Origin of the sequence: Vallitalea sp., from assembly GCF_025211055.1 — a bacterium.
In the GTDB taxonomy this organism is placed as follows: domain Bacteria; phylum Bacillota; class Clostridia; order Lachnospirales; family Vallitaleaceae; genus Vallitalea.
Genome location: NZ_JAOARO010000035.1, coordinates 45,534 through 72,434 on the forward strand (window position 1 = coordinate 45,534; position 26,901 = coordinate 72,434).

17 protein-coding genes and 1 CRISPR repeat array are annotated in these 26,901 nt (G+C 28.0%); of the genes, 16 read left to right on the top strand and 1 reads right to left on the bottom strand.

Annotation, left to right across the window (positions count from 1 at the left end; genetic code table 11):
* Window positions 1–326 precede the first annotated feature (326 nt).
* The 11 genes from N4A55_RS04420 to N4A55_RS04470 all read left to right on the top strand — a co-directional run bounded on the left by N4A55_RS04420 (window position 327) and on the right by N4A55_RS04470 (window position 13,765).
* Window positions 327–1,757 carry an arylsulfatase gene (locus N4A55_RS04420; RefSeq protein ID WP_293754293.1) on the top strand — a complete coding sequence of 477 codons (1,431 nt, stop codon included), beginning with the start codon at window positions 327–329 and terminating at the stop codon, window positions 1,755–1,757.
* 188 nt (window positions 1,758–1,945) lie between these two features.
* Window positions 1,946–3,031, top strand: a complete 1,086-nt coding sequence (locus N4A55_RS04425) for a tripartite tricarboxylate transporter substrate binding protein (protein WP_293754294.1) — start codon at window positions 1,946–1,948, stop codon at window positions 3,029–3,031.
* A 26-nt stretch (window positions 3,032–3,057) separates the two neighbouring features.
* Complete coding sequence (locus N4A55_RS04430) at window positions 3,058–3,507, top strand: tripartite tricarboxylate transporter TctB family protein (RefSeq protein WP_293754295.1); 450 nt, start codon at window positions 3,058–3,060, stop codon at window positions 3,505–3,507.
* A gap of 131 nt (window positions 3,508–3,638) precedes the next feature.
* Window positions 3,639–5,117, top strand: coding sequence for a sulfatase (locus N4A55_RS04435; RefSeq protein WP_293754296.1), 1,479 nt, complete (start codon window positions 3,639–3,641; stop codon window positions 5,115–5,117).
* 58 nt (window positions 5,118–5,175) lie between these two features.
* Window positions 5,176–6,672, top strand: a complete 1,497-nt coding sequence (locus N4A55_RS04440; RefSeq protein WP_293754297.1) for a tripartite tricarboxylate transporter permease — start codon at window positions 5,176–5,178, stop codon at window positions 6,670–6,672.
* 202 nt (window positions 6,673–6,874) lie between these two features.
* On the top strand, window positions 6,875–8,761 hold the full coding sequence (locus N4A55_RS04445; RefSeq protein WP_293754298.1) for a DUF3604 domain-containing protein: 1,887 nt from the start codon (window positions 6,875–6,877) through the stop codon (window positions 8,759–8,761).
* Window positions 8,762–8,802: 41 nt separating this feature from the next.
* A complete protein-coding gene (locus N4A55_RS04450) occupies window positions 8,803–9,630 on the top strand; it encodes a glucosamine-6-phosphate isomerase (RefSeq protein WP_293754299.1) in 828 nt (275 codons plus the stop codon).
* Window positions 9,631–9,858: 228 nt separating this feature from the next.
* Window positions 9,859–11,055, top strand: a complete 1,197-nt coding sequence (locus tag N4A55_RS04455; protein ID WP_293754300.1) for an ROK family transcriptional regulator — start codon at window positions 9,859–9,861, stop codon at window positions 11,053–11,055.
* Window positions 11,056–11,291: 236 nt separating this feature from the next.
* Window positions 11,292–11,903: an L-2-amino-thiazoline-4-carboxylic acid hydrolase gene (locus tag N4A55_RS04460; protein WP_293754301.1), complete on the top strand. Its 612-nt coding sequence runs from the start codon at window positions 11,292–11,294 to the stop codon at window positions 11,901–11,903.
* A gap of 151 nt (window positions 11,904–12,054) precedes the next feature.
* Complete coding sequence (locus N4A55_RS04465; protein ID WP_293754302.1) at window positions 12,055–13,059, top strand: lipoate--protein ligase; 1,005 nt, start codon at window positions 12,055–12,057, stop codon at window positions 13,057–13,059.
* Between the two features lie 31 nt (window positions 13,060–13,090).
* The gene (locus N4A55_RS04470; RefSeq protein WP_293754303.1) at window positions 13,091–13,765 is read left to right on the top strand and encodes a YigZ family protein; all 675 of its coding nucleotides are present in this window, start codon (window positions 13,091–13,093) and stop codon (window positions 13,763–13,765) included.
* A 50-nt stretch (window positions 13,766–13,815) separates the two neighbouring features.
* Here N4A55_RS04470 and N4A55_RS04475 read toward each other — a convergent pair whose 3' ends face one another.
* Window positions 13,816–15,105, bottom strand: coding sequence for an alkaline phosphatase family protein (locus N4A55_RS04475; RefSeq protein ID WP_293754304.1), 1,290 nt, complete (start codon window positions 15,103–15,105; stop codon window positions 13,816–13,818).
* A 355-nt stretch (window positions 15,106–15,460) separates the two neighbouring features.
* Here N4A55_RS04475 and N4A55_RS04480 point away from each other — a divergent pair, with 355 nt between their 5' ends.
* The 5 genes from N4A55_RS04480 to N4A55_RS04500 all read left to right on the top strand — a co-directional run bounded on the left by N4A55_RS04480 (window position 15,461) and on the right by N4A55_RS04500 (window position 26,850).
* Window positions 15,461–16,690 carry an MFS transporter gene (locus N4A55_RS04480; RefSeq protein WP_293754305.1) on the top strand — a complete coding sequence of 410 codons (1,230 nt, stop codon included), beginning with the start codon at window positions 15,461–15,463 and terminating at the stop codon, window positions 16,688–16,690.
* Between the two features lie 184 nt (window positions 16,691–16,874).
* Window positions 16,875–17,432, top strand: coding sequence for a biotin transporter BioY (locus N4A55_RS04485; RefSeq protein WP_293754306.1), 558 nt, complete (start codon window positions 16,875–16,877; stop codon window positions 17,430–17,432).
* Between the two features lie 215 nt (window positions 17,433–17,647).
* Window positions 17,648–18,995: direct repeats of the CRISPR family, unit length 30 nt; unit sequence GTTGAACCTTAACAAGAGTTGTATTGAAAT.
* 207 nt (window positions 18,996–19,202) lie between these two features.
* Entirely contained in the window at window positions 19,203–20,204 is a 1,002-nt protein-coding gene (locus N4A55_RS04490; protein ID WP_293754307.1) for a Wadjet anti-phage system protein JetD domain-containing protein, read from the top strand.
* Window positions 20,205–20,211: 7 nt separating this feature from the next.
* Window positions 20,212–22,419 (top strand): DUF6063 family protein, encoded by a 2,208-nt coding sequence (locus tag N4A55_RS04495; RefSeq protein WP_293754308.1) that lies wholly within the window; start codon window positions 20,212–20,214, stop codon window positions 22,417–22,419.
* A gap of 6 nt (window positions 22,420–22,425) precedes the next feature.
* Window positions 22,426–26,850 (top strand): hypothetical protein, encoded by a 4,425-nt coding sequence (locus N4A55_RS04500; RefSeq protein WP_293754309.1) that lies wholly within the window; start codon window positions 22,426–22,428, stop codon window positions 26,848–26,850.
* The last annotated feature ends 51 nt before the right edge of the window (window positions 26,851–26,901 follow it).

Consider the following 26,901-nt stretch of genomic DNA (forward strand, 5'->3'; position numbering starts at 1 on the left):
CTATTGATTATTAATTAGATCCTTTTTTAAATGAATTAATTGATTTTTATTATAAAATCCTAAGATATATATATGCTTAATTATTTTTATAATGAAAATAATTAAATAGTGAATATAGAATTATAGATCAGTACATGATTTGCGATTGGATAATTATCATTAGCGATTTTAACAACGATTTATTAAGTAAATAAAGAGATTGTGTAAATATAATATATCGATTTTATAAATTGGAATTATTTCTTGTTGAAATTAACTATATAGTATGGTAATATAGAACAAATGATAATTTCAAAATGAAAAAAATATATGTTGGAGGTTAAATAATGAATACAAAACAACCTAATATAATTTTGATTTTAACAGATCAATGGAGAGGTGATTGTATTGGTGCTTTAAATAACGATATAATACAAACTCCTTTTCTAGATGAAATGACAGTAGATAGTGTTGTTTTTGAAAGAGGTTATAGTCCGTCGCCTGTATGTGTTCCTGCAAGGGCTTGTTTAATAACAGGGAAAAAACCATCTTCTACTGGTTTTTTTGGAAACGATTTCAGTATTGAATGGAACTATAAGAATACCTTAATGGAAGTCTTAAGAGATAATGGGTACCAAACGATTAATGTTGGTAAAAATCATTTTGAACCACAAAGAAAGGCTCTTGGGTTTGAAATTAATAGACTTTATGAAACACAAAATGCTTACGATGAATTTAAATTACCAAGTGACTATCATCTATGGCTAGAAAAGGAAACAGGCGGAAAGGTTAAAGATACTGCCAAAATGCATGAAAATAATGGTCGAGTTGTATTCCCTTGGAATGCGGAAAGCAGATTGCATCCAACTGAATGGACGCTACAAGAATCTCTGGATCAAATTGAAAGAAGAGATCCTACAAGACCATTTTACTTACAAATGAGTTTTCATAGACCACATCCACCTCTAGATCCACCAAGTTTTTATTATGAAATGTATAGAGATGTTGAGTTCCCAGAGGTACCTATTGGTGAATGGGCTCCAGAATTTGAAAAAACTTCAACTACGACAAATCCGTTTGAAGGAAGAATAGAAGGAAAAGCTTTAGATATGGCTAGAAAAGCATACTATGGTTCTATTAGTCATATTGATGCTCAAATTGGTAAATTACTTATATGGTTGAAAAGAAGAAGAGTTTTAGATGATACAATCATAATATTTACATCAGACCATGGTGAAATGTTAGGTGACCATAATATGTTTAGAAAAGGAGCTGCTTTTGAGGGTTCTGCTAAAGTTCCTTTCATTGTTAGACTTCCAAAAAGTGGTGGGTATAAGATTAATAGACGAACCAAAGTACCAGTAAATCTAAGTGATATTATGCCAACAGTATTAGATGTTGCAGGAATCGATATTCCAGAAGAAGTTGAAGGTGATAGTCTGAAACCTCTTTTAATGGGCGAAAATCTTCCTAATAGAAAATATGTACATGGGGAAAATTATAGAATTGGGCTAAATAGAGGATGGAATTATATAGTCAATGAAAGATATAAATATGTCTGGGATTCATACTCAGGATTAGAGTTGTTTTTTGATCTAGATAATGATCCTAAAGAACTAAATAATCTTATAAAAGAAGAAAAATATGGTAATATAATTTCTCAATTTAAAGAATATCTGATAGAAGAATTATCTAAAAGACCTACAGATGGCTTGGTTAAAGACAATGAGTTGACAAAAGGTAAATTATTACCTGCATATAGGAAACTAGAAAAGTAACTGAAAAAATATTATTTTCATATTGAAAGTATGTAAAAAATATGTTAAAATGAATTTGTAAAATAAATGTTAATTGTTAGTAATCACAATGAATAAGATAGGTAGTACAAGGTAATTTATTAATGTTGACTAAGTCGACGATTGTTAAAAAAACTTGACTAAAAAAAACATGATTAAGGAGTGATTTAATGAAAAAGTCAATCAAACGTTTAAAAGGGTTTTTATGTTTAGCATTAGTTTTAGTAGTTTTTACTGCATGTGGAACTACAGGTAGTGATGAGAAAAAAGGTGATAGTACAAAGAATAATGTGACAAAAGAAAAATCAAATGCTGAAGATAAAACTGATGCTCAAGAAGAAAAAACTGATGCAGAAGAAAAAACAGTAAGCTATCCAAAAGATAAGCTAAAGATTATTGTTTCAGGTGGCGCTGGTGGTGGTATGGATATTAATGCACGTACAATTGCTAAATATCTAGAAAAAGTAATGGGAGCAACTATAATAGTTGAAAATCGTCCTGGAGCAGGTGGAATTGTAGGTGCTACAGAATATTTAGTTGAAGAAGCAAATTCAGATACAATAATTGTTCTACCAAGTTTAGTTAACGCAGTAGCTCCATTGTATACTAATGTTCCATATAAAGGTGATGATTTTGTTCCAGTTATTGGATTAAATCAAGAAGTTAATGCTATATTTGCTAATCCTAAAAAAACTGGAATTGAAACTTTTGAAGATTTAGTTGAGTATAGTAAAGAACATGTTGTTAAATTTGGAAGTGGTGGACCTGGTACTTATAATTTCTTAGCTCAAGATGCTTTATATAAAATGGCAGATATACAAGCTGAAACTGTTCCTCATAAAAGTGGTGCAGAAGGTTTAACAAATGTATTAGGTGGACATACTGATATTACATTAGCACCAGCAAGAATTGCAAAAGATTATGTTGAAAATGGAGATTTAAAACCATTATTTGTATTTTCACAACAACCATATGATTTGTATGAAGGTGTTGATCCTGTACCAACAATTATGAGTAAAGGTTATGATGTTCAATATGAAGGATATGTATATATTGCAACAAGAAAAGGTACAGATCAAGAAATTATAGATTATTTATATGATTGTATAAATAAAGTTTATCAAAATGAAGAATTTAAAGCAGAGTTAGTTCATTTAAATATAAATAATAGTAATGGAAAAGAAGTTAATGAATATATGACTTCTAGAATAGAAGATGCTAAAAAGTTTTATGAAATAGCGAATCCATCTGAGTAATAGCAAGAAACGAGGAGTAATATATAATGAAAATTAAAATTAGAGCTAATTTAATTGGTGGAATATTCTTTTTACTACTTTCTGTAATTGGATGGATTTTAATTCCTTTCCAAATTCAAGTTGGTAAATCGTCTACAACGCTGATAGATGCACAATTTATACCTAAATTAACTATGATATTAATATTTATATTTAGTATTGTTTTAATAGTTTTAAGTTTAATAAATGAGAAATATGAAAAGTATATTGAATTAAATATTTCAAATGAACTAAAAGTGTTAATATTTTATATAATGTTAATCGGGTATGTGTTATTAATACCAATTTTAGGATATGTAATTTCATCAATGTTATTTTGTGGAGTAATGTTATTGTATTTTAAGGCAAAAAAGTGGACTTACTATATAGTTTCATTTTCTGTAGTGCTAGTTTTATCTTTTGTATTTAGTAAAGTTTTAGGTGTTCCTTTACCATAAGTTATAACTTTATAACTGTATTATATATAAAATGATTGATTTTAGAATTGACTACTATATTATTATATATAGTAGTCAATAATTAGATTAAATAACATATATAGCAATTATTATTCAAGGAGGAATTTTATATGAAAGCAGTAATGGTAATGTTTGATTCACTAAATAAACATTATTTGTCAGCTTATGGTAATGATTGGACAATAACTCCAAACTTTAAGAGACTTGCTGAAAAAACAGTAACTTTTGATAATTTCTATATAGGAAGTATGCCATGTATGCCAGCTAGGCGTGAAATACATACAGGTAGATACAATTTTTTGCATAAAAGTTGGTCACCCATCGATCCATTTGATGTTTCTATGCCGGAATTATTAAAACAAAATAATATTCACACACACTTAGTGTCAGATCATTTTCATTATTGGGAAGATGGAGGTGCTACATATCACAATCGCTTCTCAACTTATGATTTTATAAGAGGCGATCAAGGTGATTTATGGAAAGGTGTTGTAGATACACCAGAAGATTTTATATATAATGAAGAATTTTCGCCTAGTTATAAGATGGTTAGACAAGACCATATCAATCGCAAATATATGAAGGATGAAAAAGAACATTATCATGTAAGAGCTTTTGAAGCAGGTATAGAATTCATGAAAACCAATATGGATTCAGACAACTGGTACTTACAACTTGAATATTTTGATCCTCATGAACCATTTTTTGCACCAGAACGTTTTCATAGATTATATGATGATAAATTTCCTGATGAAGGATATGATCAACTACCGTATAGAGAAAGAACAGATGATAATACTAAATATATGAGTAGAGTTCAAAAAGCATATTCAGCAACATTAACTATGTGTGATGAGTATTTAGGAAAAGTCCTAGATTTATTTGATGAAAATAATATGTGGGAAGATACAATGCTAATTGTGAATACAGATCATGGACTTTTATTAGGTGAAAAAAACTATTTTGGGAAAAGTCATCCTAATGTTTATAATGAAATGGCAAATACACCATTTTTTATATGGGACCCAAGATGTAAGGAAAAAGCAGTAAGACGAAAAAGTTTAGCTCAAACCATTGATATAGCGCCAACCTTGTTAGAGTTCTTTGGTGTTAAGCAACCAGAAGAAATGCTTGGAGTTTCATTAAGTGACGTTATAAAAAATGATACAAAAATACATGATTATGTATTATTTGGCTATCATGGTAAGGCTGTTAATATAACTGATGGAAGATTCGTCTATATGAGACATCCAAAAGAAGGAAATCAACCATTATATTCATATGGACTTAATTTTGCTCATATTAAGCGAATGTTTAATTTAGACGAATTAAGAAGTATGGAACGTGAATTATTTGAAGGTTTTAAATTTACCAAAGGTGTACCTGTTATAAAAATACCGGTAACTCATAGATTTGATCCAAAAGGGTATGATAGTTTATTATTTGATTTAAAAAACGACCCTATACAACAAAATCCAATAACTAATACAGATATAGAAAACATATTAATAGATAATATGATTAAATTAATGGAAGAAAATGATTCACCGGTGGAACAATATGAAAGATTAAATTTATCAATAAAATAGAAGAGTTCCATGACTTAATAGCAAAACTACTAACATAAAGATTATGAGGTGTTAACAAATGTTTGAAAATCTAGCAAGTGGATTTTTTGAATTATTAACTATAAAGAATTTTATATTTATGAACGCAGGATTATTAGTTGGTATTATTTTTGGTGCAATTCCAGGATTATCTGCTAATATCGGAATTGTTCTCTTATTACCATTTACTTTTAGTCTAAATCCTATTAATGCAATATTAATGTTGCTTGGAATTTATTGTGGTGGTACATATGGTGGTTCAGTTGCCGCTATATTAATTGGTACTCCAGGTACTAATGCAGCTGCAGCAACATTATTGGACGGTTATCCTTTAGCTCAAAGAGGACAAGCCAACAAAGCATTAAGTATGGCTTTAACTGCGTCTACAATTGGTGGAGTAATTAGTGCTCTAATTTTATTATTTGCTGCACCAGCAATCTCCAGATTTACAATTGCTTTTGGACCACCAGAATATTTTGCTTTAGGAATATTTGGATTATCAGTTATAGCATCTGTTTGTGGAGATAATGTTATAAAAGGAATTATATCAGGATGCTTTGGTGTATTTTTAGCAATGGTTGGATTAGATACTATGAGTGGAACTGTTAGATTTTCTTTTGGTAATATTAGATTAATGTCTGGGCTAGGGTTAATACCTGTTTTATTGGGGCTATTTGCAATAGAAATAGTGCTTGGACATGTATATACAATTTTTAATAAAGACAATTTGGGTGATGCATCTGAAGTTGATTTGAGGGATAAGTTAGAGTTATCTGAAGTTAAACAATCTATGCCAGCTATCTTGAAAGGTACATTAATAGGAACGATTATTGGTGCCATACCAGGGATTGGAACAGGTGTTGCTTCTTTCCTTAGTTATAATGAAGCTAAAAGAACATCTAAACATCCTGAGAAATTTGGTGATGGTGCAATAGAGGGAGTTGCTGCGCCTGAAGCAGGTAATAATGCAGTTACAGGAGCTTCTTTAATACCACTATTAACACTTGGCGTACCAGGTAGTGCTGTTGCAGCAACATTACTAGGCGCATTCATGATGCATGGTCTCGTTCCAGGACCTAATTTATTCAAAGATCAAGGCCCTATTATGTATGCAATTATGATCGGACTTGTTTTCATTAACATATTTATGTTTTTACAAGGAAAAACTTTAGTTAAATTTTTTGCTAAAGTAACTAAAGTACCAAATGCTTTATTAGTACCAATTTTATTAATTACATGTATTGCAGGAGCTTTTTCTTATAAAAATACACTTTTTTATGTATACATTTTATTGATATTTGGTGCTCTATCATATATTATTAAAAAATTAGGATTTCCTCCAGTTCCAATTGTATTAGGTTATATACTAGGACCAATTGTAGAGTTTAACCTAAGAAGAGCGTTAGTAATGTCTGAAGGTAGTTATTCTATATTTTTTACAAGACCAATTAGCTTAGCATTTGTAATATTAACAGTAGCGTTTATGTATATGTTAACAAGACAACAAAGAAAGCAAAAAAAACAAAAACAAGCATAGAAAAGGTTTGTATAATTAATTACACCAAGTAGTTGGTAGGTTACTGAAAAACTTAAGACTTTTCAGTGGACTTAAGCAGTTGACTTGGTGTTTTTCCTAATATATATATTAAATTAGAAAAAAGTTTAATAATATATTTTCATATTGAAAATAATCATGTATAATATGATATAACATAATAAAATTATAAGGAGTAGAATGAATGAAAGAATATAAAACAAATACAGAAGATGGTATATTTGTAGTTAGTATTTGTGATGAATTGGTAGTTAATGATGAACTTGAATGGCAATTACAATTTATCGCAAATAAAAAAATAGAGACTAATGGTAGTATTAAGATTCTTGTTCCTGCATATCAACATCAACGAAGTGAGGAATATTTACAGACATATGATTATTGGAAACCAAATTATATATATGCTGTTGGTGAAGATGATGATATTGAAGTAAATGTGAGAATTGATAAAGTTCCATCAGCTTTTTCTCATATAAAAGATTGGGTTGATAGTAATAGAATTGCTATAGTTACGTTTCCAAATGGTCTTGAAAAAGGGGAAAAAATAAATATAAAATTTGGTGGTATTGATAGACCTTGGTTAGAGGGAGAGTGTTCACCATCAAGAGTATCACAATTTGCATATAAAATTGGTGGTACTTATCTAGAATATGAAGTTTATATAGATACTGATGGGAATAATAATTATAAAAAGGTTGATGCTTTTCCTAAGGTGAAAATTGTGCCTGATAAAGCCGAAAAAATTATAATAACAACTAATTCAGTTGTTAGAGTAGAGGAAAAATTTATTATTAATATTAATGTAGTTGATAGATTTAATAATCCAATTATTGATTATAATACAAATTCTATAAAGTTAAATTTGATTAATTTAGAAACAAAAGAGAATGTAGTTTTGGTAGAAGAAAATGAAGCTTTTGTTGCTAGTGTTAAAAAAGAAGGGTTTTATGAAATTACAGCAATAGATGAAGAACTATACGTTGAAAAAGCAGTTTTTGTATGTGATTGTTCTATGGAAAAGTTATATTGGGGTGATATTCATAATCATTCTAATCTTACAGCTAATATTAGAGACAACGATTGCGGCGCTTCTCCAAAACAAGGTTACTTATATGCAAAAGAAGTTTCGTGTCTTGATTATATTTGTTTATCTGAGCAAACTTTTTTATTCAATGAAGATGCAAGTGTAAATATTAATAAAAAAACATGGGAAAAACTAGGAAAAGAAGCCGATAAATACTATAAAAAGGATGAATTAGTAACATTTCCAGGAGTAGAGTTGCATAGTAAGAGAGGCGATACAATTGTATTATTCAGAGACTCACTAGATAATTATTCTTATCCTTCAGAAGATGTAACAGATATTCAAGATATATGGAGTTATTATAAGGGGAAGAACTTTTTAACAATTCCACATTTTCATAGATACTGTGAAGGACGACCTAAAAAAGATCAACAAGAAAAGAAATATTCTGGATTTGAATATAGTAATTGGGAAGAAAATAGTGAGCAAGAGGTAATATGTGAAGTATTCTCAAGTCAATGGGGAAGATTTGAAAATGAAAATCATCCAATGATTTTAAAAGCACGAGCTAACGTAAAAGGTAATACAGTAGTTGACTTTCTGAATAATGGGAAAAAATGGGGTATTACAGCAAGTAGTGATGGACATGATGGAAAGCCGGGTTATGGTGGTATTACAGGAGTTTATGCTTCAGAAAAAACAAGAGAGAGTATTTTTAATGCTTTAAGCAATCGTAAGACTATAGCATCCACACACCCTAGATTGATTATTAAATTTGATATTAATGGATATGATATGGGAAGTACTATAGAAAATAATAATGAAGTAAGAAACATTAATATTAAGGTTGTTGCACCAGATAAAATAAAAAAAGTAGAAATAATTAAAAATGGAGAAGTATTTATTAAAAGTGATAGTAGCGATAATTATATAAATAAAACTTTTATTGATGATAAAGAAATAGAAAGTAATACTTATTACTATATAAGAGTTATTCTAGAAAATGGACATATAGGCTGGACTAGCCCTATCTGGTTTAATAAATAAAGCATTTGTTACAAAAAATATAAAATAAGGAGTTTGGCATAATGAAAGATTATTATAGCTTAAAAGAAAATGAATTAGGAGAAAATAGTAAAATTGATTTCGAGATAATGGATACAGAAGATGATATGTATCATGATATGGCTAGGATTATGTTTGATGAGATATATGAGAATAATAAAATAGGTAAAAATACAGTATTTATTTGTCCTGTAGGCCCTATAGGCCAGTATAAAAGATTTGTAATGCTTGTTAATAAATATCGTCTTAATCTTAAAAATGTATATTTTTTCAATATGGATGAATATTTAAATGATGATATGACTATGATTGATAAGGATAATCATCTTAGTTTTAGAGGTTTTATGGAGAGAGAAGTTTATAGTAAGATTGATGATGAGTTAAATATTCCTGCAAATCAAAGATTTTTTCCTGAACCAGGTAAAGAAAATGAGATATGGGATAAAATGGTAGAACTTGGTGGAGTTGATATATGTTTTGGTGGAGTAGGTATAAATGGTCATCTTGCATTTAATGAGCCACCAGAAACCGATGAAAATATTACTAATGATGATTTTAAAAATAAGGGCACTAGAATTTTGAAGATTTCAAGAGAAACTAGAGCTATAAATGCAGCTGGTGCTTTAGGTGGTGCTATAAATATTTTCCCAAAATGGTGTATAACTATTGGAATGAAAGAGATTCTTAGTGCTAGAAAAATTCGTTTATATATGTTTAGAGATTGGCATAGATCAGTAGTAAGACGTGCTCTTTATGGTGAGGTTGATGCACAGTTTCCTGTTAGTTTTATTCAAGAACAAGGAGATTCAAAGATTACTATATCTAAATATGTTGCCAAAAAACCTTTTTAGATAGATTTTCATAGTCTTTAGTATCCTCCTTATGTTGGAATTTATAACATTAGTAGTCTTTAGTAAAATATATTTGTAATATGATTATTTATACTTACAATAAATTCTAACACCCAAACAAATAATCTGCTATAATATATTACATAAAAGTGGTTGCAGTGAAATTAGTAAATATATAATTAGAATTTGTTAAGCAACAGGGATAACAAGCATTAGGAGGAAAATCAAATGTTTAAAATTGAAAATAAAGGGAAATCTCAAATAAAATCTAGAAATAGAATAAAAATATATAGTTATATCTTAAAAAATGGTCCTGTTTCAAGAACTGATTTAGAAAAAAAATTAGGGATTTCTGCTCCTTCTGTATCAAGAATAGTAGAAAATTTAAAAAAGGAAAAGTTAATTAGAGAAATTGGCAAAGAGGAAACAAGTGTTGGTAGAAAACCAATAAAATTAGTGATAAATAAAAATGCAAGATATATAGTTGGTATTAGTATTACTAAGACAAAAATATATATATGTATAACTAATCTAGGTGCAGATATAATATATAGAAATATAAATAGACTTGATGAAATTGAGTCAGAAAAGGATTTATTAAATGCAATTGATAGACTTATTACCAGTTCGTTAAATATTACTAAAATACAAAAAGAATTAATTCTGGGAATTGGTATAGCTTCAAGAGGAATTGTTGATTATAATACTGGTACTATATTAAGATGCTATTTTAATTATTATAAAGAACCTATTAGAAATATTAAGGTAAAAGACTTTCTACAAAGCAGATATAACTGTGAAGTTATTATTGACAACAATATAAACGTTGAGTTATTTGGAAACTTTTTCTTGTCTAATAATATTAAAGATAATAAGAAGAATAATATCTTATATATTTATATGGGAGAAGGTGTTGGTGGCAGTATTATATGTAATAATGAACTTGTAAGAGGAAAAAATAATATTGCTGGAAGAATAAGTCATATGATAGTTGACCCTAATGGTGTTTTATGTAATTGTGGTGGTAAAGGACACTTAGAAGCATATGTATCCAAGTCTGCAATTGAAAAACAATACTTAGAAATCAAAAAGATAAAAGATAGTGAGATTAATATTTTTGAAATTTGTAAAATGGGTAATAATGGAGATAAAGTTTGTACTGATATAATAGATGATGTATTAGAAAAATTAGCTTTTGCTATAGCTAACTTACAAATTATCATTAGCCCTAATACAATAATTTTAGCAGGTGAAATTTTTGATTACTATGATTGTGCATTAGAAAAATTAAATGAAAAGTTACAAAGTATAATATTTGATAAGAGATTATATGGAGTAGAATTAATTATTCGCCCTAAAAAAGATATTATGTTTGATCATAGCGCAACTGCTTTAATTATGAATAAAATATTTACAGTAGAATAGTTATATATAAGAAATTCAAAAAATAGATTGAAAAGAAGAGCCAAAAAGTTGAAGTAAAAATCAATTTTTTGGCTTTATCAATGTTCAGATAAAACGTATAGAAGAATCTAATAGAGTACGAATGAATTGATTGAACGGGGATATAAAGAAAAGTATATGTGATATTGATAATTATTATTGTTTGAGGTATACTTAATGGGGAAAGAGTTTTAATATATTTTAAATGGGGGAATATTATGAATATTAAACAAGCACAAAAGGTTCTAAAGTTATCCAATGAAGTGATTAAAAAAAATATAGGCAAAGAAAAAATGCAAGAATTTATCAATCAAACATTAATAAATTACAGAAATATTGAACCATATGCTAGGAAGTACAAACAGAATTTAAATAAAAAGAATTTTAACTATGGTGTATTGGGACTTTCCATGTATAGAACATTAAGAGATGATTTTAGAATGGAACAAGAAACATCTGTTAATATTTTGACAGAACTATTAAAAGGTATAACTGCAAAGGTTATAGAAAGCTCTAGAATTACACTATTTTTCATTTCTAAAACTTCAAAATATAAATTTATAAAAAAATTATTAGAGAAAAACATGTATTCTCTTACTGAACCAAATGGCTGGAAAATGAAAAGATGTAAGTCAGATGCATATATTGCTTTTGATATATGTAAATGTGGATTATATGATTGGTTAGTAGAACAAGGAGCAGAAGAAATATGTGTTGCATTTTGTGAAACAGATTATGTTAGTGCAAAATATATGAAAGATATTAAATTTGTTAGAAATAAGACTATTGCAAGTGGGTGTAAAGTTTGTGATTTTAGATATTATAAATAAACGATGATAAGATAATAAAGGAGTATGATTATGTACAAATATGTTTTAATAGCATTTCTCTTATCAATGTTAATTGGATGTACTGTAAATGAGCAATCATTATAACCATTAAGTAAAATATAATAAATATTTATTCCTATAGGAGGTATTTATGAAACAAGTAAAAGTTGTAATAAGTACAAGCTTAGATCCATGGAAGAATTTATCTATTGAAGAATATTTGGTTAGGAATCTTGAAAAAGATCAATGTATTTTATATTTATGGAAAAATGATAAAACTGTAGTCATAGGTAAAAATCAAAATCCGTGGAGAGAATGTAATATATCACTTTTGGAAGATGAAGGAGTCAAATTATCAAGAAGAATAACTGGAGGAGGAGCTGTTTATCATGGACTTGGAAATCTTAATTTTTCATTTGTAATGAATAAATCTGATTATGACTTGAATAGACAGCTATCAGTAATATTGAATATGTGTGAAAAACTAGGTATCCATGGTAAGCTTACTGGTCGTAATGATTTAACTGTCCATGATAAGAAATTCTCTGGTAATGCATTTTATCACGGCAAGACAGTTTCGTTACATCATGGTACTCTACTTATTAATGAAAACATGAGTAATCTAGCAAGATATCTAAATGTTTCTAAAGAAAAAATAAATTCAAAGGGTGTAAAATCAGTTAAGTCAAGAGTTACTAACTTAGTAAGTTTCTATGAAGGTTTAAGTACTGAGATTGTTAGTGATATGTGTATTAAGAGTTTTGCTGATGAATATGCACATGGAAGTGATGGTATAATTACTGAGAAAGATCCTAAGTGGTTTAATAATGAAGATATTAATAGACTATATGAAAAGAATGCATCATGGGACTGGAGATATGGCAAAGCAGCCAAATTTCAAGTACTATTTGAAACAAGATTTAATTGGGGAGAAATACAGATTCATATAAATACTAAAAATGCTATAATAGATGAAGTAGCAATATATTCAGACTGCTTAGATCAAGATTTTATTGGATTGTTACCTAATATGTTTATACAGGAGAAATATAATTCTTCAAAGATAGCAGTTAAGTTAAGAAATAATAAGTTATCACAAGAAAGACAAAAAATGTTGGATGATATTGCTGATTGGATAGAAAATAAGAAATTTTAGTAATAAATAAGAAGTATAAGGATGATATCGTATGGTAGAAAAATATTTGACTATATATGAAGATAATGAAGCTGAATTAGTAGAGAAAAAATCTCGATTCATAGCCACAATAACACATGTAGAAACAGAAGAAGAAATAAAAGACTTTTTAGAAGGAATACGTAAAAAATATTGGAATGCAACTCATAATGTATTTGCTTACACTATAGGACTCAAACAGCCTTTGGAAAGATGTAGTGATGATGGGGAACCTAGCGGTACTGCTGGTATGCCTATTTTAGAAGTAATTAGAGGTAGCAAATTACATAATGTAATAGTTGTTGTAACTAGATATTTTGGAGGGACTTTACTTGGTACAGGGGGTCTTGTAAGAGCTTATGGTGGTTGTGCTAAGCTGGGAATAGAAGCATCAAATGTTGAAGAGAATATATTATATTATTTAATGGATGTGAAAGTGGACTATACTTTATCAGGTAAAGTACAATATGAAATATTACAGAATAATTATATCATCTATGATACTCAGTATGTGGATCAAGTTTGTTACTCAGTATTAGTTGAATATAACAAGAAAGAATCATTTGTAAATAAAATGGTTGATATAACTAGTGGAGTAGCTAGTATTGTTAATAAAGGAGTACATTACGGAACAGGTACTAATGATGAAATAAAATTAAAAAAAGTAGATCTGCCAGAAGGCTTGTAATTGTAAAACTGATAATTTTGATAAATAATGGCAGCTCTTTTTACGATTGATTAGTGTTTTAATAGAGAATATATACATTTACCATCAATGTTTTTCATTGGTATATTAATTATCTTAGCTATGGTTGGTGCTACATCAACCAGTGTAGCTTGTGGTACATAAGTGTTATTAATGTTATTACCTTTTGCAAAAAGAAGTGTTCTCATATTAGGATGAATAGGTAAAAAACCGTGATCAGCTATATGAGGTCTTGATAATCTGGTTCTAGAGATTATCAATTGATTGCATATGTGATTATTAAAAACATAGCCATCCTTAGCTTCTAGAACAAACTGAAAGCTATTATCTAGGTGGAATAATCTATTGGTTTCTATGCTTGTATATACTTTATTTATTCCACTTTCAGGATTAGATTGTAATGCTAATAATTGAGTATAAACCTTTTTGTATAATTGTATATCTTCTTTAGGTTTGATACATATCTGTGCAGAACCACCACATGCGTTACAGAATGCTTTCCAAGATATAATTCTATTTTTATCATCTGTTATTATTAATTTCTTTTCTTTGAAAAAAGAATTAATACATATATAATTCTTATAGTCATTCATACCATGATCACCTAATATTATGAAGTCTGTTTGATTATATATATTAGCTTTTTTTGTAGAGTTAATAAGTCGTTCTATACGAGTATCCATAGTATTTAATATACTTTTGATTTTAGTTAATTCAGTACCTAGTCTATGCATAGTGTAATCCAGTTGAGTAAAATGTATGAATAATAAGTTTGGTTGTTTTTTTAAGATTAGATAGTTGGAAATATTATCAGCTATATTATCTAAAGTAGGTTGAACTGAACAACTTAATTTTACATTTTTTAATGCAGGAATAATAAGTTTTTTACTACTGTTTTTTATATAATTACTTATAAAACAACTAGGTTCTATAGGCCATAATTCAGGAATGTTATATGTTATAGAAGCACCAGCCATTACTGGCCATAATATAGAAGCGCATGTATATTCCTGTTTCATTGCATAGTCAAAGATAGTTGGAACCTGTATGGAGCTTTCATACCAATACCATTCTGGGTTTTTAGATCTTTCTGGCTGACATTTTTTGTTGGATACAATACCATGTTTATTAGGATATGTGCCGGTTATTATGGAAGTATGACAAGGATATGTTAAGCTAGGATATATACTATACATATTTCTCACATAAGAGCCTTCTGAGATGAATGATTTAAAAGTGGGTAGGTCTTTTATATAATTAAAATGGTGAGCATTTAATGCATCAATACTAATGACTATAATGTACTTATTATATTTGTTCATTGTGTTGCTCCTGTTTTGTTATTATATTATACATCTATGCTCATATATATAAAATTGTGTTAATTATATAGCTATAAATTGTATATATGTAAGTGTTTATAGACACACGATGGATTATTACAAATGATTCTTGACAATAGTATGTATATCATTATATAATTTTAGAAGTGAATCTTATATTATTATACATACCTTTTAGACATCTAGCCATGGGTTGCGTTAACATGGCTTTTTATATTGTAGAAAAAGTTGTTTTCCAAACATATAATCTTTTTCATATGAATTTATTGAAAAGTGGGTTCATTTATAAAGTTTCTATTACAAGAACTAATACATAAAAGGAGAGGCTAGGATTATGAAGAGGTTAATAAAAATATTAGCACCATATCGAGGATTAAAAAGAGAAATATATATTATATTTATAGCAAAAACTGTAAATGCAATGGGAGCTTTTGTTTTCCCATTTCTAACATTATTATTAAATAATAAAATAGGTTTATCGGAAGGAGAAACAGGAACTTTCATAGCGATCGGCGGGTTGTTATATGTACCATCAAGCTTGATGGGTGGGAAGTTATCGGATGTTATAGGTAGAAAGAAACTTATAGTTATTTTTGAGACACTAGGTATATTATGCTATGGTTCTTGTTGCTTTATACAACCTACTATGTTAATGGCTTATTTACTATTATTGTCTGGAGTATTATTTGGTATAGCTGGGCCAGCTCATGATGCAATGACTGCTGATTTAACTACTCCTGAAGAGAGAGAAGGGGCATATTCACTTAATTATTTAGGGTTTAACTTTGGTTATGCAATTGCCATGCTTTTTGCAGGAACTTTATTTGAATATAATCTAAAGCTGTTTTTTCTAATAGATGTTGTAACTGGTTTAATTGGAGTTGCACTTATAGGATTATTTGTTAGTGAGACTCTACATAATAGTTATGAAGAGATACCTAATGAACGTGAATTAGAAAAGAAAGAAGAAGGCTCTATACTAAATGTACTATTCTCTAGACCAATACTTATTGCATTCGCATTGGCACTTTTTGGTTATAGATTTGTGTATTCTCAATGGTCCTTTTTGTTACCATTACATGCAAAAAGTAATTTTCTAACTGATGGAGCAGCTTTGTATGGTACTTTAGGAAGTTTTAATGCAGTTATTGTTGTTGTATTAACACCTGTGCTGACTTCATTATTTGGTAAAAAGACTAATATAATAAGAGTATTTTATGCAGGTATATTATTTACAATAGGATTTGGTATGTTAGGATTTATCTCAACGAAAGTAGCATTCTTCACATCGGTATTTATATTCACTCTTGGAGAAATACTTGAAGCTATAAGTGTAATGCCGTTTATTATGAATCATACGCCTGCTACTCATAGGGGAAGGATGAGTTCAGTTTTACCTATTATCATGGGAGCAGGTTTTAGTGTAGGACCATTAGTAATGGGACATGTTCTTGAAGCAACAAGTTTTTCTACTGCATGGAAAATATGTGCTTTGATTGTAGGTGTATCCACATTGTGGATGATAAGAATCAACAAAAATGAGATTAAAAGTAGAGAAGATTAAGAAGAATCTGTTGTTACTAATTGATTATAGTTAAATAGATATATAAATAGAAAATGCAAAGGGTAATTAAATATATTCTTTGCATTTTTTGATTTAGAATTGTTAACCTTTATTCTATAATAGTTGACAATGTGGATTAACAAATGTATAATACAATTAATTAAATTAATGAGGAGATAAAATTATGAAATTACAACTTAGAGAAATGATTATGATTGGTATTTTTGCAGCGTTAATGGTAGTTGGAGCTAAGTTAAGTATACCTACACCTTTTGGTGTGCCTTTAACATTTCAACTATTTTTTAGTATTTATGCAGGCCTATTATTAGGGGCAAAAGCAGGGTTTTTATCTCAATTAATATACATACTCTTAGGTCTTGTAGGACTTCCAGTATTTACTATGGGAGGGGGTATAGCTTATATTTTTAATCCTACTTTTGGATATATTATAGGATTTGCTGTTGCTCCATTGATTGTAGGTATCTTATTAAACAATAAAAAGGATATTAATTTTGTTAAAGTTTTAGGTATATCTATAGTTGGATTTGCTGCCATTTATATCATTGGTAATGTGTATCTTTATTTTATAAAAGATTTATATCTTAATAAACCAACTTCTCTAGTAGGTATATTTAAATCAATGATACCTTTTATGATAAAGGATTTTATACTAGTTATTATAGCTGCTTATTCTTCAACTATAATAATTCCTGTTCTAAGAAAATCTGGAGTTATGAATTAAGCTTTTAGGCCTATTGTATTATATAATATGTTATTTGATTTTTTCCAGGTATGAAAATTCTAAAAAAAGCGGTATCTAGCTAATTATCTACGTTTAAGGTTGTTTTTGGGATTAAAATATTATTTGGATAATTTAGTTGGAAAAAATTGAGAAAAAGTTGATATTTTAGGCAATTTGTGCTTTAATATTAGATAGAGAATGTTGGATTTGTATTGGTTGAACCTTAACAAGAGTTGTATTGAAATTCAAATTTGGACTGCCAATTCTGTAGTAACGGATTTGTTGAACCTTAACAAGAGTTGTATTGAAATACATTTTAACGAGACACCCACAATATACCAAAATAAGTTGAACCTTAACAAGAGTTGTATTGAAATTTTTCTAGTAATAATACTTTGTTTTCTAAATCTTCATGTTGAACCTTAACAAGAGTTGTATTGAAATTCACATAAGACACAGTAAGATACATAGCCCATGTCTGTTGAACCTTAACAAGAGTTGTATTGAAATATGAGGACAACAAAGAGGTACTTGAATTGCTAAATAAGTTGAACCTTAACAAGAGTTGTATTGAAATCAGACCAACACCCTTTATCCTGTCCAACTGTTAGAGTTGACCCTTAACAAGAGTTGTATTGAAATTGTGCTGTTGTGGGACGGTCTTTTACTGCTTCTGGTTGAACCTTAACAAGAGTTGTATTGAAATTTTAATGGTTCAATTACAGGTATGAGAGGTAATATTGTTGAACCTTAACAAGAGTTGTATTGAAATTGCTTAAAGCATATTGGCTTCTAGCGTATTTTACCTGGTTGAACCTTAACAAGAGTTGTATTGAAATTTTTAAACAACCTATTAATCTAGGTAATGGAAAATTAGTTGAACCTTAACAAGAGTTGTATTGAAATTTAATATATAATAATATAGAGAAAATAGGTGACAAGTTGAACCTTAACAAGAGATGTATTGAAATATGAATACCTACACATCAGCAGACTACTTCCTTGGGTTGAACCTTAACAAGAGTTGTATTGAAATAAGGCTGCTTGTATTGGATTAGCAAACAAGGAAAGGTTGAACCTTAACAAGAGTTGTATTGAAATAGTAAATGAATTACTAGATGTTATGGGCAACGTAGCGTTGAACCTTAACAAGAGTTGTATTGAAATGAAAATGGTATTGAAATAGTAGAGGATAGGGGTTCTAGTTGAACCTTAACAAGAGTTGTATTGAAATTCAAGATATATTTTCCATTTATTTCTCCAGCGTAAGTTGAACCTTAACAAGAGTTGTATTGAAATTGAAGTAATCCACATAGCCTTTCTTATGGCGATGTGTTGAACCTTAACAAGAGTTGTATTGAAATCTTAATGGGGTTAAGTTTAAGACCTTTGTTTGAGGAGTTGAACCTTAACAAGAGTTGTATTGAAATAGATAAAGTTACTAATAGATATTTTATCAAAGGTGGGTTGAACCTTAACAAGAGTTGTATTGAAATAATAGTTTAATGTCTGCTTTTTCTAGGTCCTGTATTCGTTGAACCTTAACAAGAGTTGTATTGAAATATAAAATATCAGAATTTTTTGGAGTAACTGTAGATTAGTTGAACCTTAACAAGAGTTATTGGAATCTAAGTATAATATATAAAAAAGTTTCATGTTATCTTTATTGAAAATATGAAACTTTTTTACTTGCAGATTTATGATGTTACATATAATATGCTATAATAAGAGTGAATATTGTTGATATATGAAAGAAAGGTGATTTATTAATTGAAAAAAAGATTAGAAGAGTATTTGGGTAATTATAAAAAAACCTATGTACACCTAGATGATATGATAAAAATTTATGAGAATAGTTTAAGTTATAGTGAGTTAGCAAGTATCATAAAAAGCATAGAGGTGAATGGTGGTATAGCGCCAGTAAAAAAATCAGGTCTTAATAATATGACAATACCTCTTTATTATAAATATAGAATTAACAAACCCTATTTTCACCAAAGCTATTATACTCGTTTATATAAAAAACAATTAGAAATAAATCTACAACTAAGTTTAGAAGATTATTTTTCATTAAATGAAAACATATTTAATAAAGATGAGCCTTATATTGATTTAATAAGTGATTATATTAATAATAATTCAGATATGAAAGAAGAAAAATTCATTCCTGAATTGTCTTTTGATATGGTTGGAGATGAAAAATGGATACAAGATAAAGGTGGGGAAGCAGTATTAAAAAGACTGCATTTGTGGGATGGATTATTATTCTATGAACGTATTGAACCTCTATCTTTTGCTATTAATAAAAATAAATGTAATGAAGATATAAACTATCATTTAATTATTGAAAATAAGACTCCCTTTTTGCATTTAATTAATTATATAAATGAATCGAAATACTCTACTATTATCTATGGTAAGGGTTGGCAAATTATTTCTAATATTAAACTACTTAGCAAGCAGTTTAATATTAAGGGTCAACATATTTACGAATATTTTGGAGATATGGATAACGAGGGGCTTAGTATATTTGATAGTCTCACTAAAAAGATTAATGTTAAACCTGCTATTAATTATTATACAGCCATGATGGATTATAGAAGTGTTAAAGGTAAAGAAAACCAAAACATGAATGAAGATGCAATTGATAATTTTATTAGTTATTTTCCTACTAAGCAGCAAGAAATAATTAAAAAAGTATTAAAAGATAAAGAATATTATCCACAAGAAATTTTAAGCAAAAATATTCTATTAAAATTATTAAAAGGATGAAAGAATTATGGATTATAGTAATGTGACAAAAGGATATAAGGACAGGATAGAGAGAGTAGCGTTATTTGACTGTTTATTCCGTTTAGAGAAAAAACAGAAAAAAGATAACGATGGTAGTTCCATTGATTTTTTTGGCTTAGGATTACTAACTTTGATGTTTTTCTTTGAAAATATGCTCATAAGGAACAAAAAAACAGGTATTATGGAATTAGCAAATTATCTTCAAGGGGTATCACTTAATAAGATAAAGCTAGATCAAGCAGGTTTCGTTGAAATAAGTAAAAATATTATTGATGTTTTCCGTCCTTCATCAGGAAAAAGAAATAGGAGAGAATTCTATAATTATGAAACTGGAGTAATGGATTATGTTGATTATTCAATATTAAAAGCTGATTCTTGGGATAGTGTTAGAAATATACAATATTATGTTTTAGACGAACAAGGGTTAGAACTTATTTTTGCAACTAAAGAGTATTATAGTGAGTTTCAGATATCTATTAGCCAGTTATTATTGAGAAAACAATTAGAAAAAGGTGAATTTTCCAGTGCATTAAGACAGATTGACGAAATGCGGATTAATGTAAATACTATAAAAGATAAAATACATAATATAAAACATGATATTCAAAGAAACATAATCTCTGATGATACTTATGAAAGATATAAAGAGCTAATAGATGATATTAATAGGAGACTTGCAAGAGAACACGAAGAATTTGAGGAACTAATGGAATTTATTAGAGATACTAAAATAAGGTTAGATGATAATACAGGGCATACTAAAAAAGAAAAAGAAGCTTTAGTTAAAATAGTTAAAATAGATAATGAACTTGGAAATGTCCACTACTTGCATGCAACTTTGCTAGAAGAAAGCATTGAATTAAAAACAACAGCACTTGAATCTGCTACAGAATCTCTTTATTTCGTAGGATTGACGTCTTTTAATTTTGATCAAGAAATAACTAGAAAATATATGAATACTCCGTTACCTTTTGAAAGTGGTAAGATATTGGCTAGTCCTTTTTTAAAACTAAAAAATTATTCAACTTGGTCATTATTAACAATATTTGAAAAACAAAAGATAAGAAGAGAAGAAGAACAGTTAAAAAATGAAGGTTATATAGATGTTGATAATGAAAAAGAACTTAATGAAATTTTAGAACGACAACAAAGATTATACTCATATATAATTGAAGAATTATTAGTATTAATGAAAGATAAAAAGACCATCACAATAAAAGAAATAATTGAAACACACAAACATTCATTGTTTAGTACTAGAGAGTTTTATGATTTCTTCATTATATTACATCAATTATCACCTATAAATATATTAGATATAGCTAATAGTAGGGAGCATGTTTTTGCATTAGCTTTTAAAAAGTTGATAGATATTTGTGATATTATAACAGCTACTGAATTAACAGATGAAATAACTTATGATGGTAATTATTGTCTAAGAAATATGCTAATAGAACTAGGGGGAATGAAGATGATTAATCAGGACTTGGTAATTGAAGCATTTAAAATATTTTCCAAATTAAATGCTAATGGAGAAGTATTAAAAACAGAATGTAATGAATTTTTTACAGATGAAACTGTAAGAAGTTTAGTAATGGAATTCGCTATAGAGGTAGACTGTACCATAATTACTGCTGCTGACTATATATATTTAGTACCTCTAACCAAAAATTCCATTTATCATATAACCAATAGTGATATAAAGAGAATATATTTCCCTGGTAGATCACTTAATATGGACATTTATCTTATGTATGTTGCTATTATTATTTTTATAGGAGAATTCTATGATAGTTATCAATCATCTGATTCAACTAGAGATTTTATTACTATAAATGATTGGCTTGATAGTATTAATAAACGTATGGAAAGCCTGAATCAAGTTGACAAGGAAACTCTTGATAATTTGGAACAAGAATATGAATATAATTGGACTGGAATATTAAAAAAATGGGAAGCTATGGATAATATCAAAGAAGGAGTTCAAAAGCAGACTGCTAAAACAGTAAGCCGTATGGGATTTATGACAATTGTTAAAAAGTTTATGTTAGATCAAAATTTAGTAAATGAGATAGGTCCAGATGAATTGGAATTAACAGAAAAAACTAAAGCTATTGTGGCAAGATATTTTATGGAATACGAATATAACAGGGGTATATTAGATGTTATATATCAATTGGAGAATAAGGAGTGATAGAATATGCCAACAATTTCAAAAATAAGATTTACAAATGTAATATATGAAAATGGAGCAAAAAGATATAATGATATGCTTTTTGAGTTTGATGGACAAAACGGAGCTCTATTATTAGAAAATGGTGGTGGAAAAACAGTTTTTATCCAAACAGCTATACAGGCTATCATTCCTCATATTGATATGGCTAATAGAAAAATAAAAGATACTTTATCTTTAGAAGGTGGACCTGCTCATATTGCCATTGAATGGATATTAAATGAATCACCTAGAAGGTATGCTCTTACAGCTACTAGTTTATTTATTGAAAAAAACACTTTATGTTCTCTAAAATATGCTTATGAATATGGGATGAAAGATGAACATGAAATCGAAAGTATACCTTTTTCTATAGAACAACAAAATGGGAAAAAACGTCCTTCAAGTAAAGGTGAAATATCCGAATATTATCATCGCATGAATAATAGATATATTCAAGCAAAAGTGTTTAATAGTATTTCTGATTACGGTAATTATATAGAAGAACATTTTAAGATTGTTCCATCAGAATGGCGTAATATTGCTTTAATTAATAGTAGTGAAGGTGATGTGGACAAATTTTTTAATGAATGTAAGACAACTACCTCTTTATTAAATAATCTTCTTATACCAGTTATTGAAAAAGCTATTGAAGGGGATCAAGCAAAGGGATTTGTTGATACTTTTGAAAAGCAAAGAGAGCATTTTAAGAAAAACAAATATTTACAAGAAAAGATAGTTCAGAGTAAAAATGTAAAAGAAGAAGTTGATAATTTTGTTATAAAGTACAAGGAATATGATGATTGTCTTAAGGAATACGATGAGAAAAAGAAAAAGGCAAAAACATTAAATAAATATTTACAAGAATTAATTGTTGAAAATGAAGAAAATCAAAGGAAAAATGTAGAGAGAAAAGAAAAATTAATAATTAAAAAAGATAAATATAGACAAAAAGACCTGTCATATAAAATAATAGTTATTGATGAACAATTAAAAAAAGAAACTAATAAGCTTGATATTGAAGAAAAACAATTATGTAAATATTATGAGGAACTAAATAAATTCCAATCAAGAAAACAAAATATTGAATGGACAAAGATACAAGAAAAAATAAAGGTTAATACTGAAAATATCGACCTTTATAGACAGAAATTACAAGAATATGAAGAAGATATATCAATTAGTGAATTAAAAGAGCAGCTTGAATTAAACAACAGTAATCTAAAGGGATATTTTGAAAATGAATTGCAAATGATAGAAAAAGATAAGCAACAATATGATATACAACACGAACGATATGAAACCCAATATACCGAGACGGAGGCTAAATTAAATGAAATTAAAAATAAGGAAGATAAGATAAAAGAAGACATTCATAGATTAGAAGCTCAAAATGAGATGTTAGATATAAGTATGGAGCAAATCGCTAATGGGATGCTTATACAATTAGATAAAGAAAATGTTACAGAAAATATTAGAGAGTGGAAGAATAGACTCACCTCGCTAGAGGAGAAGAAATTAAAGCTTATAGGTAATAAGACAGAATTAAATAATAAAATAGATGAACAAAGGCAGTTGAAGATAAAAATAGGAGAAGTATATTATTCTACTAAGTTAGAATTAGAGGAAAAGAAAAGAGAGTTAAAACAACAAAAACTTGCTGAGGAAAAACTATATCAAGAGTTAATAGAACAAGGACAATATATAAATACACATTCAGGTATATATACGAAAGAAGAAAGTATATTACAAAGATTAATTGAGAGACAAAAATTTCTTAATGAAATTAAGGAAAAATCATTGTTAAAGGAACGCCTTAGTAAGAGATTACAAGATTTGTATGAAAATATGGATATTTTTTGTGCAGAACCTGTTATGGAAAGAATAGTTAATAGCCTTAAGAACAAAGTTGGTTTTATCAGTCTTGGAAGTAATTATTTGCAATCACTTATTAATGAAGATAATTTGTCAAAAGATATCTTGTTTAATAAATTTCCATATTGGGCAATTACTATTATAACTACTGCTAAAGATAAAAAAGAAGTTGAGAAAAAGATAGATTCTTATAGAAAAGAATTAATGTATCCTATTTTTATTATGACCTTAGATGATATGAAAAAGTATTTAGTTAATGAAGATAGTTATTATATATTAGGTGAAAATAAACCTATACTTCCAAGTATATGGCTAGATAATCTATCGAATAAGGAATTTGGAAAGTGGAAGTTGAATAATGAACAATTGGCAAAAGAAACAGAGAATATAAGAAAAAAAGACGAACAAGAGTATATTAATTGTACTGGTGTACTTAATAATGCAAAAGATTTTTTTATACAATATCCTTATGTAGAGATTAGTGATTTAGAAAAAGCTATTAGTGAGCTCGAACAGAAATTAATTAATCTAAAAGAAAACAAAAGTAATATTGATATTAATATTACTAACGCAAATAAAGAGATCAATAGTATTAACAATGAGCAAGAAGAATGCAGACAAGAAATTCAATTATTGGAAGAGTGTGTAACAAAAGCTATAGAGTATAATAATAAAAGCATTGAAAAAACTACAAAATTAAAAAGTCTAGGATCAAAAATGAAATTAATAGAGACTTATAGTAATGATAATAAACTATTAAAAATAGAATTAGATAGAGTTAGGGATATTATAGCTGACCTTTTAGATAATATAGCAAAATTAACTCGAAAAAAAGATGTTATATTTGATAATGAAATATACAAAGATGTCAAAATGTGTGAAACAATATTTAATAATACTTCAAGAGAAGTATTATCTGAAATAAGAAAATCACTTAAAGATAAATTAAGGGGAATAAATGCTAGTAGAAGTAATATTGAAGATGACCTTATACGAGCAGAAAAAAGCTTAGAAGAAAATACAAGAAATGCTGATTATAAAATACAAGAAGCAGATTTTCCATTAAAAATAGTGGACATATATTATGAAGAAGAGATAAGTGAGATTATTAACAAAATAAAAGAAATTAATCAACAAGTTAAACTGTTCGATGTAAAAACTAAGAAGTTAAAAGAGACTTGTAGTAAATTAAATTGGAAGAAAGAAGAAATAATAAATGTTTTAAAAGAAGAAAATAAAGTATTTTATTATTTTAACATTGATATTAACGATATTCCAGACATATTACAAAAAGAAAAATCAGAGATTAATAAGTTAGAAAATGAAATTACAAGAAAACAACAAAATATTGAACTTAGAACAAAGCAATTAATTACTATTAAGAATAGATTTGATGTTGAAAACGCCAAACATAATATTTTACATGAAACAGTTGAAGTAATATCTTTAGAAGAACAGGTTTTATTAGATTTTAATTATCAAATGAAAGATAATATGGAAACCTTATGCAAAGATTTGGAAATTTTACAAGAAAAATGTCATAAGAAATATAATATTATAAAATATAATAGAGAAACTTTTATTGAATATTGTAATGGACATATTGAAGATAGCCGACTTAGAAAAATGGCTGTAAGTGGCATAAAAAATAAAGATGACTATAAAGAACTAGTAGATTATCAATATAGAATGAGCAAAACTATTGTTAATATAATAAAAGTGGCAGAAGATGATAGAAGACAAAGTGATATTGAATTACAGACATTTCTTACACATATTCATGGATATCTAAAAAATGTTGCTAATGAACTTAACGTTATCCAACGTAAAACAAGTGTTAAAGTAGATGGTGAGAACAAGCAAATATTTATTTTTAATATTCCTATATGGGAAGAGGCTCAAGGTAAAGAGGAATTAAGAAAATATATAGACATTATTATTGATGAATTTGACAGAGAGAGTGAAAAGAGTAATGCTGATTCAATATCTATTCGTAAATTAATTGAAAAAAAATTAAGTATAAAGAATTTACTAAATGTAGTAATGAAGGATAAAACTATTAAGGTTAAATGTCGTAAAGTAACTAATGATATGAAAATAACTAAAATACCTATGTCGTGGGAAAATTCTAATAAATGGTCTGGAGGAGAGAAATGGAGTAAGAATATGACTCTATTCTTAGGTTTGCTTAATTATTTGGCAGAGAAAAAACAACATTTAAGTATTGGACAAAAAAACAACCGTACAGTTATACTAGATAATCCATTTGGAAAAGCTTCTAGTAAACATGTGTTAGAGCCAGTATTTTTTATTGCAGATAAGTTAGGCTTTCAGATTATTGCATTAACTGCTCATGCTCAAGGGAAATTTATATCCGATTATTTTCCTATAGTTTATAGCTGTAGATTAAGAGATGCTGTAGCTATAGACAAACAAGTTATGACTAAAGAACGTCATATTAATATGGCTTATCTAAAAGAAAAGTCACCTTTATCAGTTTACAGATTACAAGAAATTGAACAATTGGAATTGTTATAATGATTAATTAGAGTTTTATTAATTTTTTATATGATTCCTGAATAGAATATA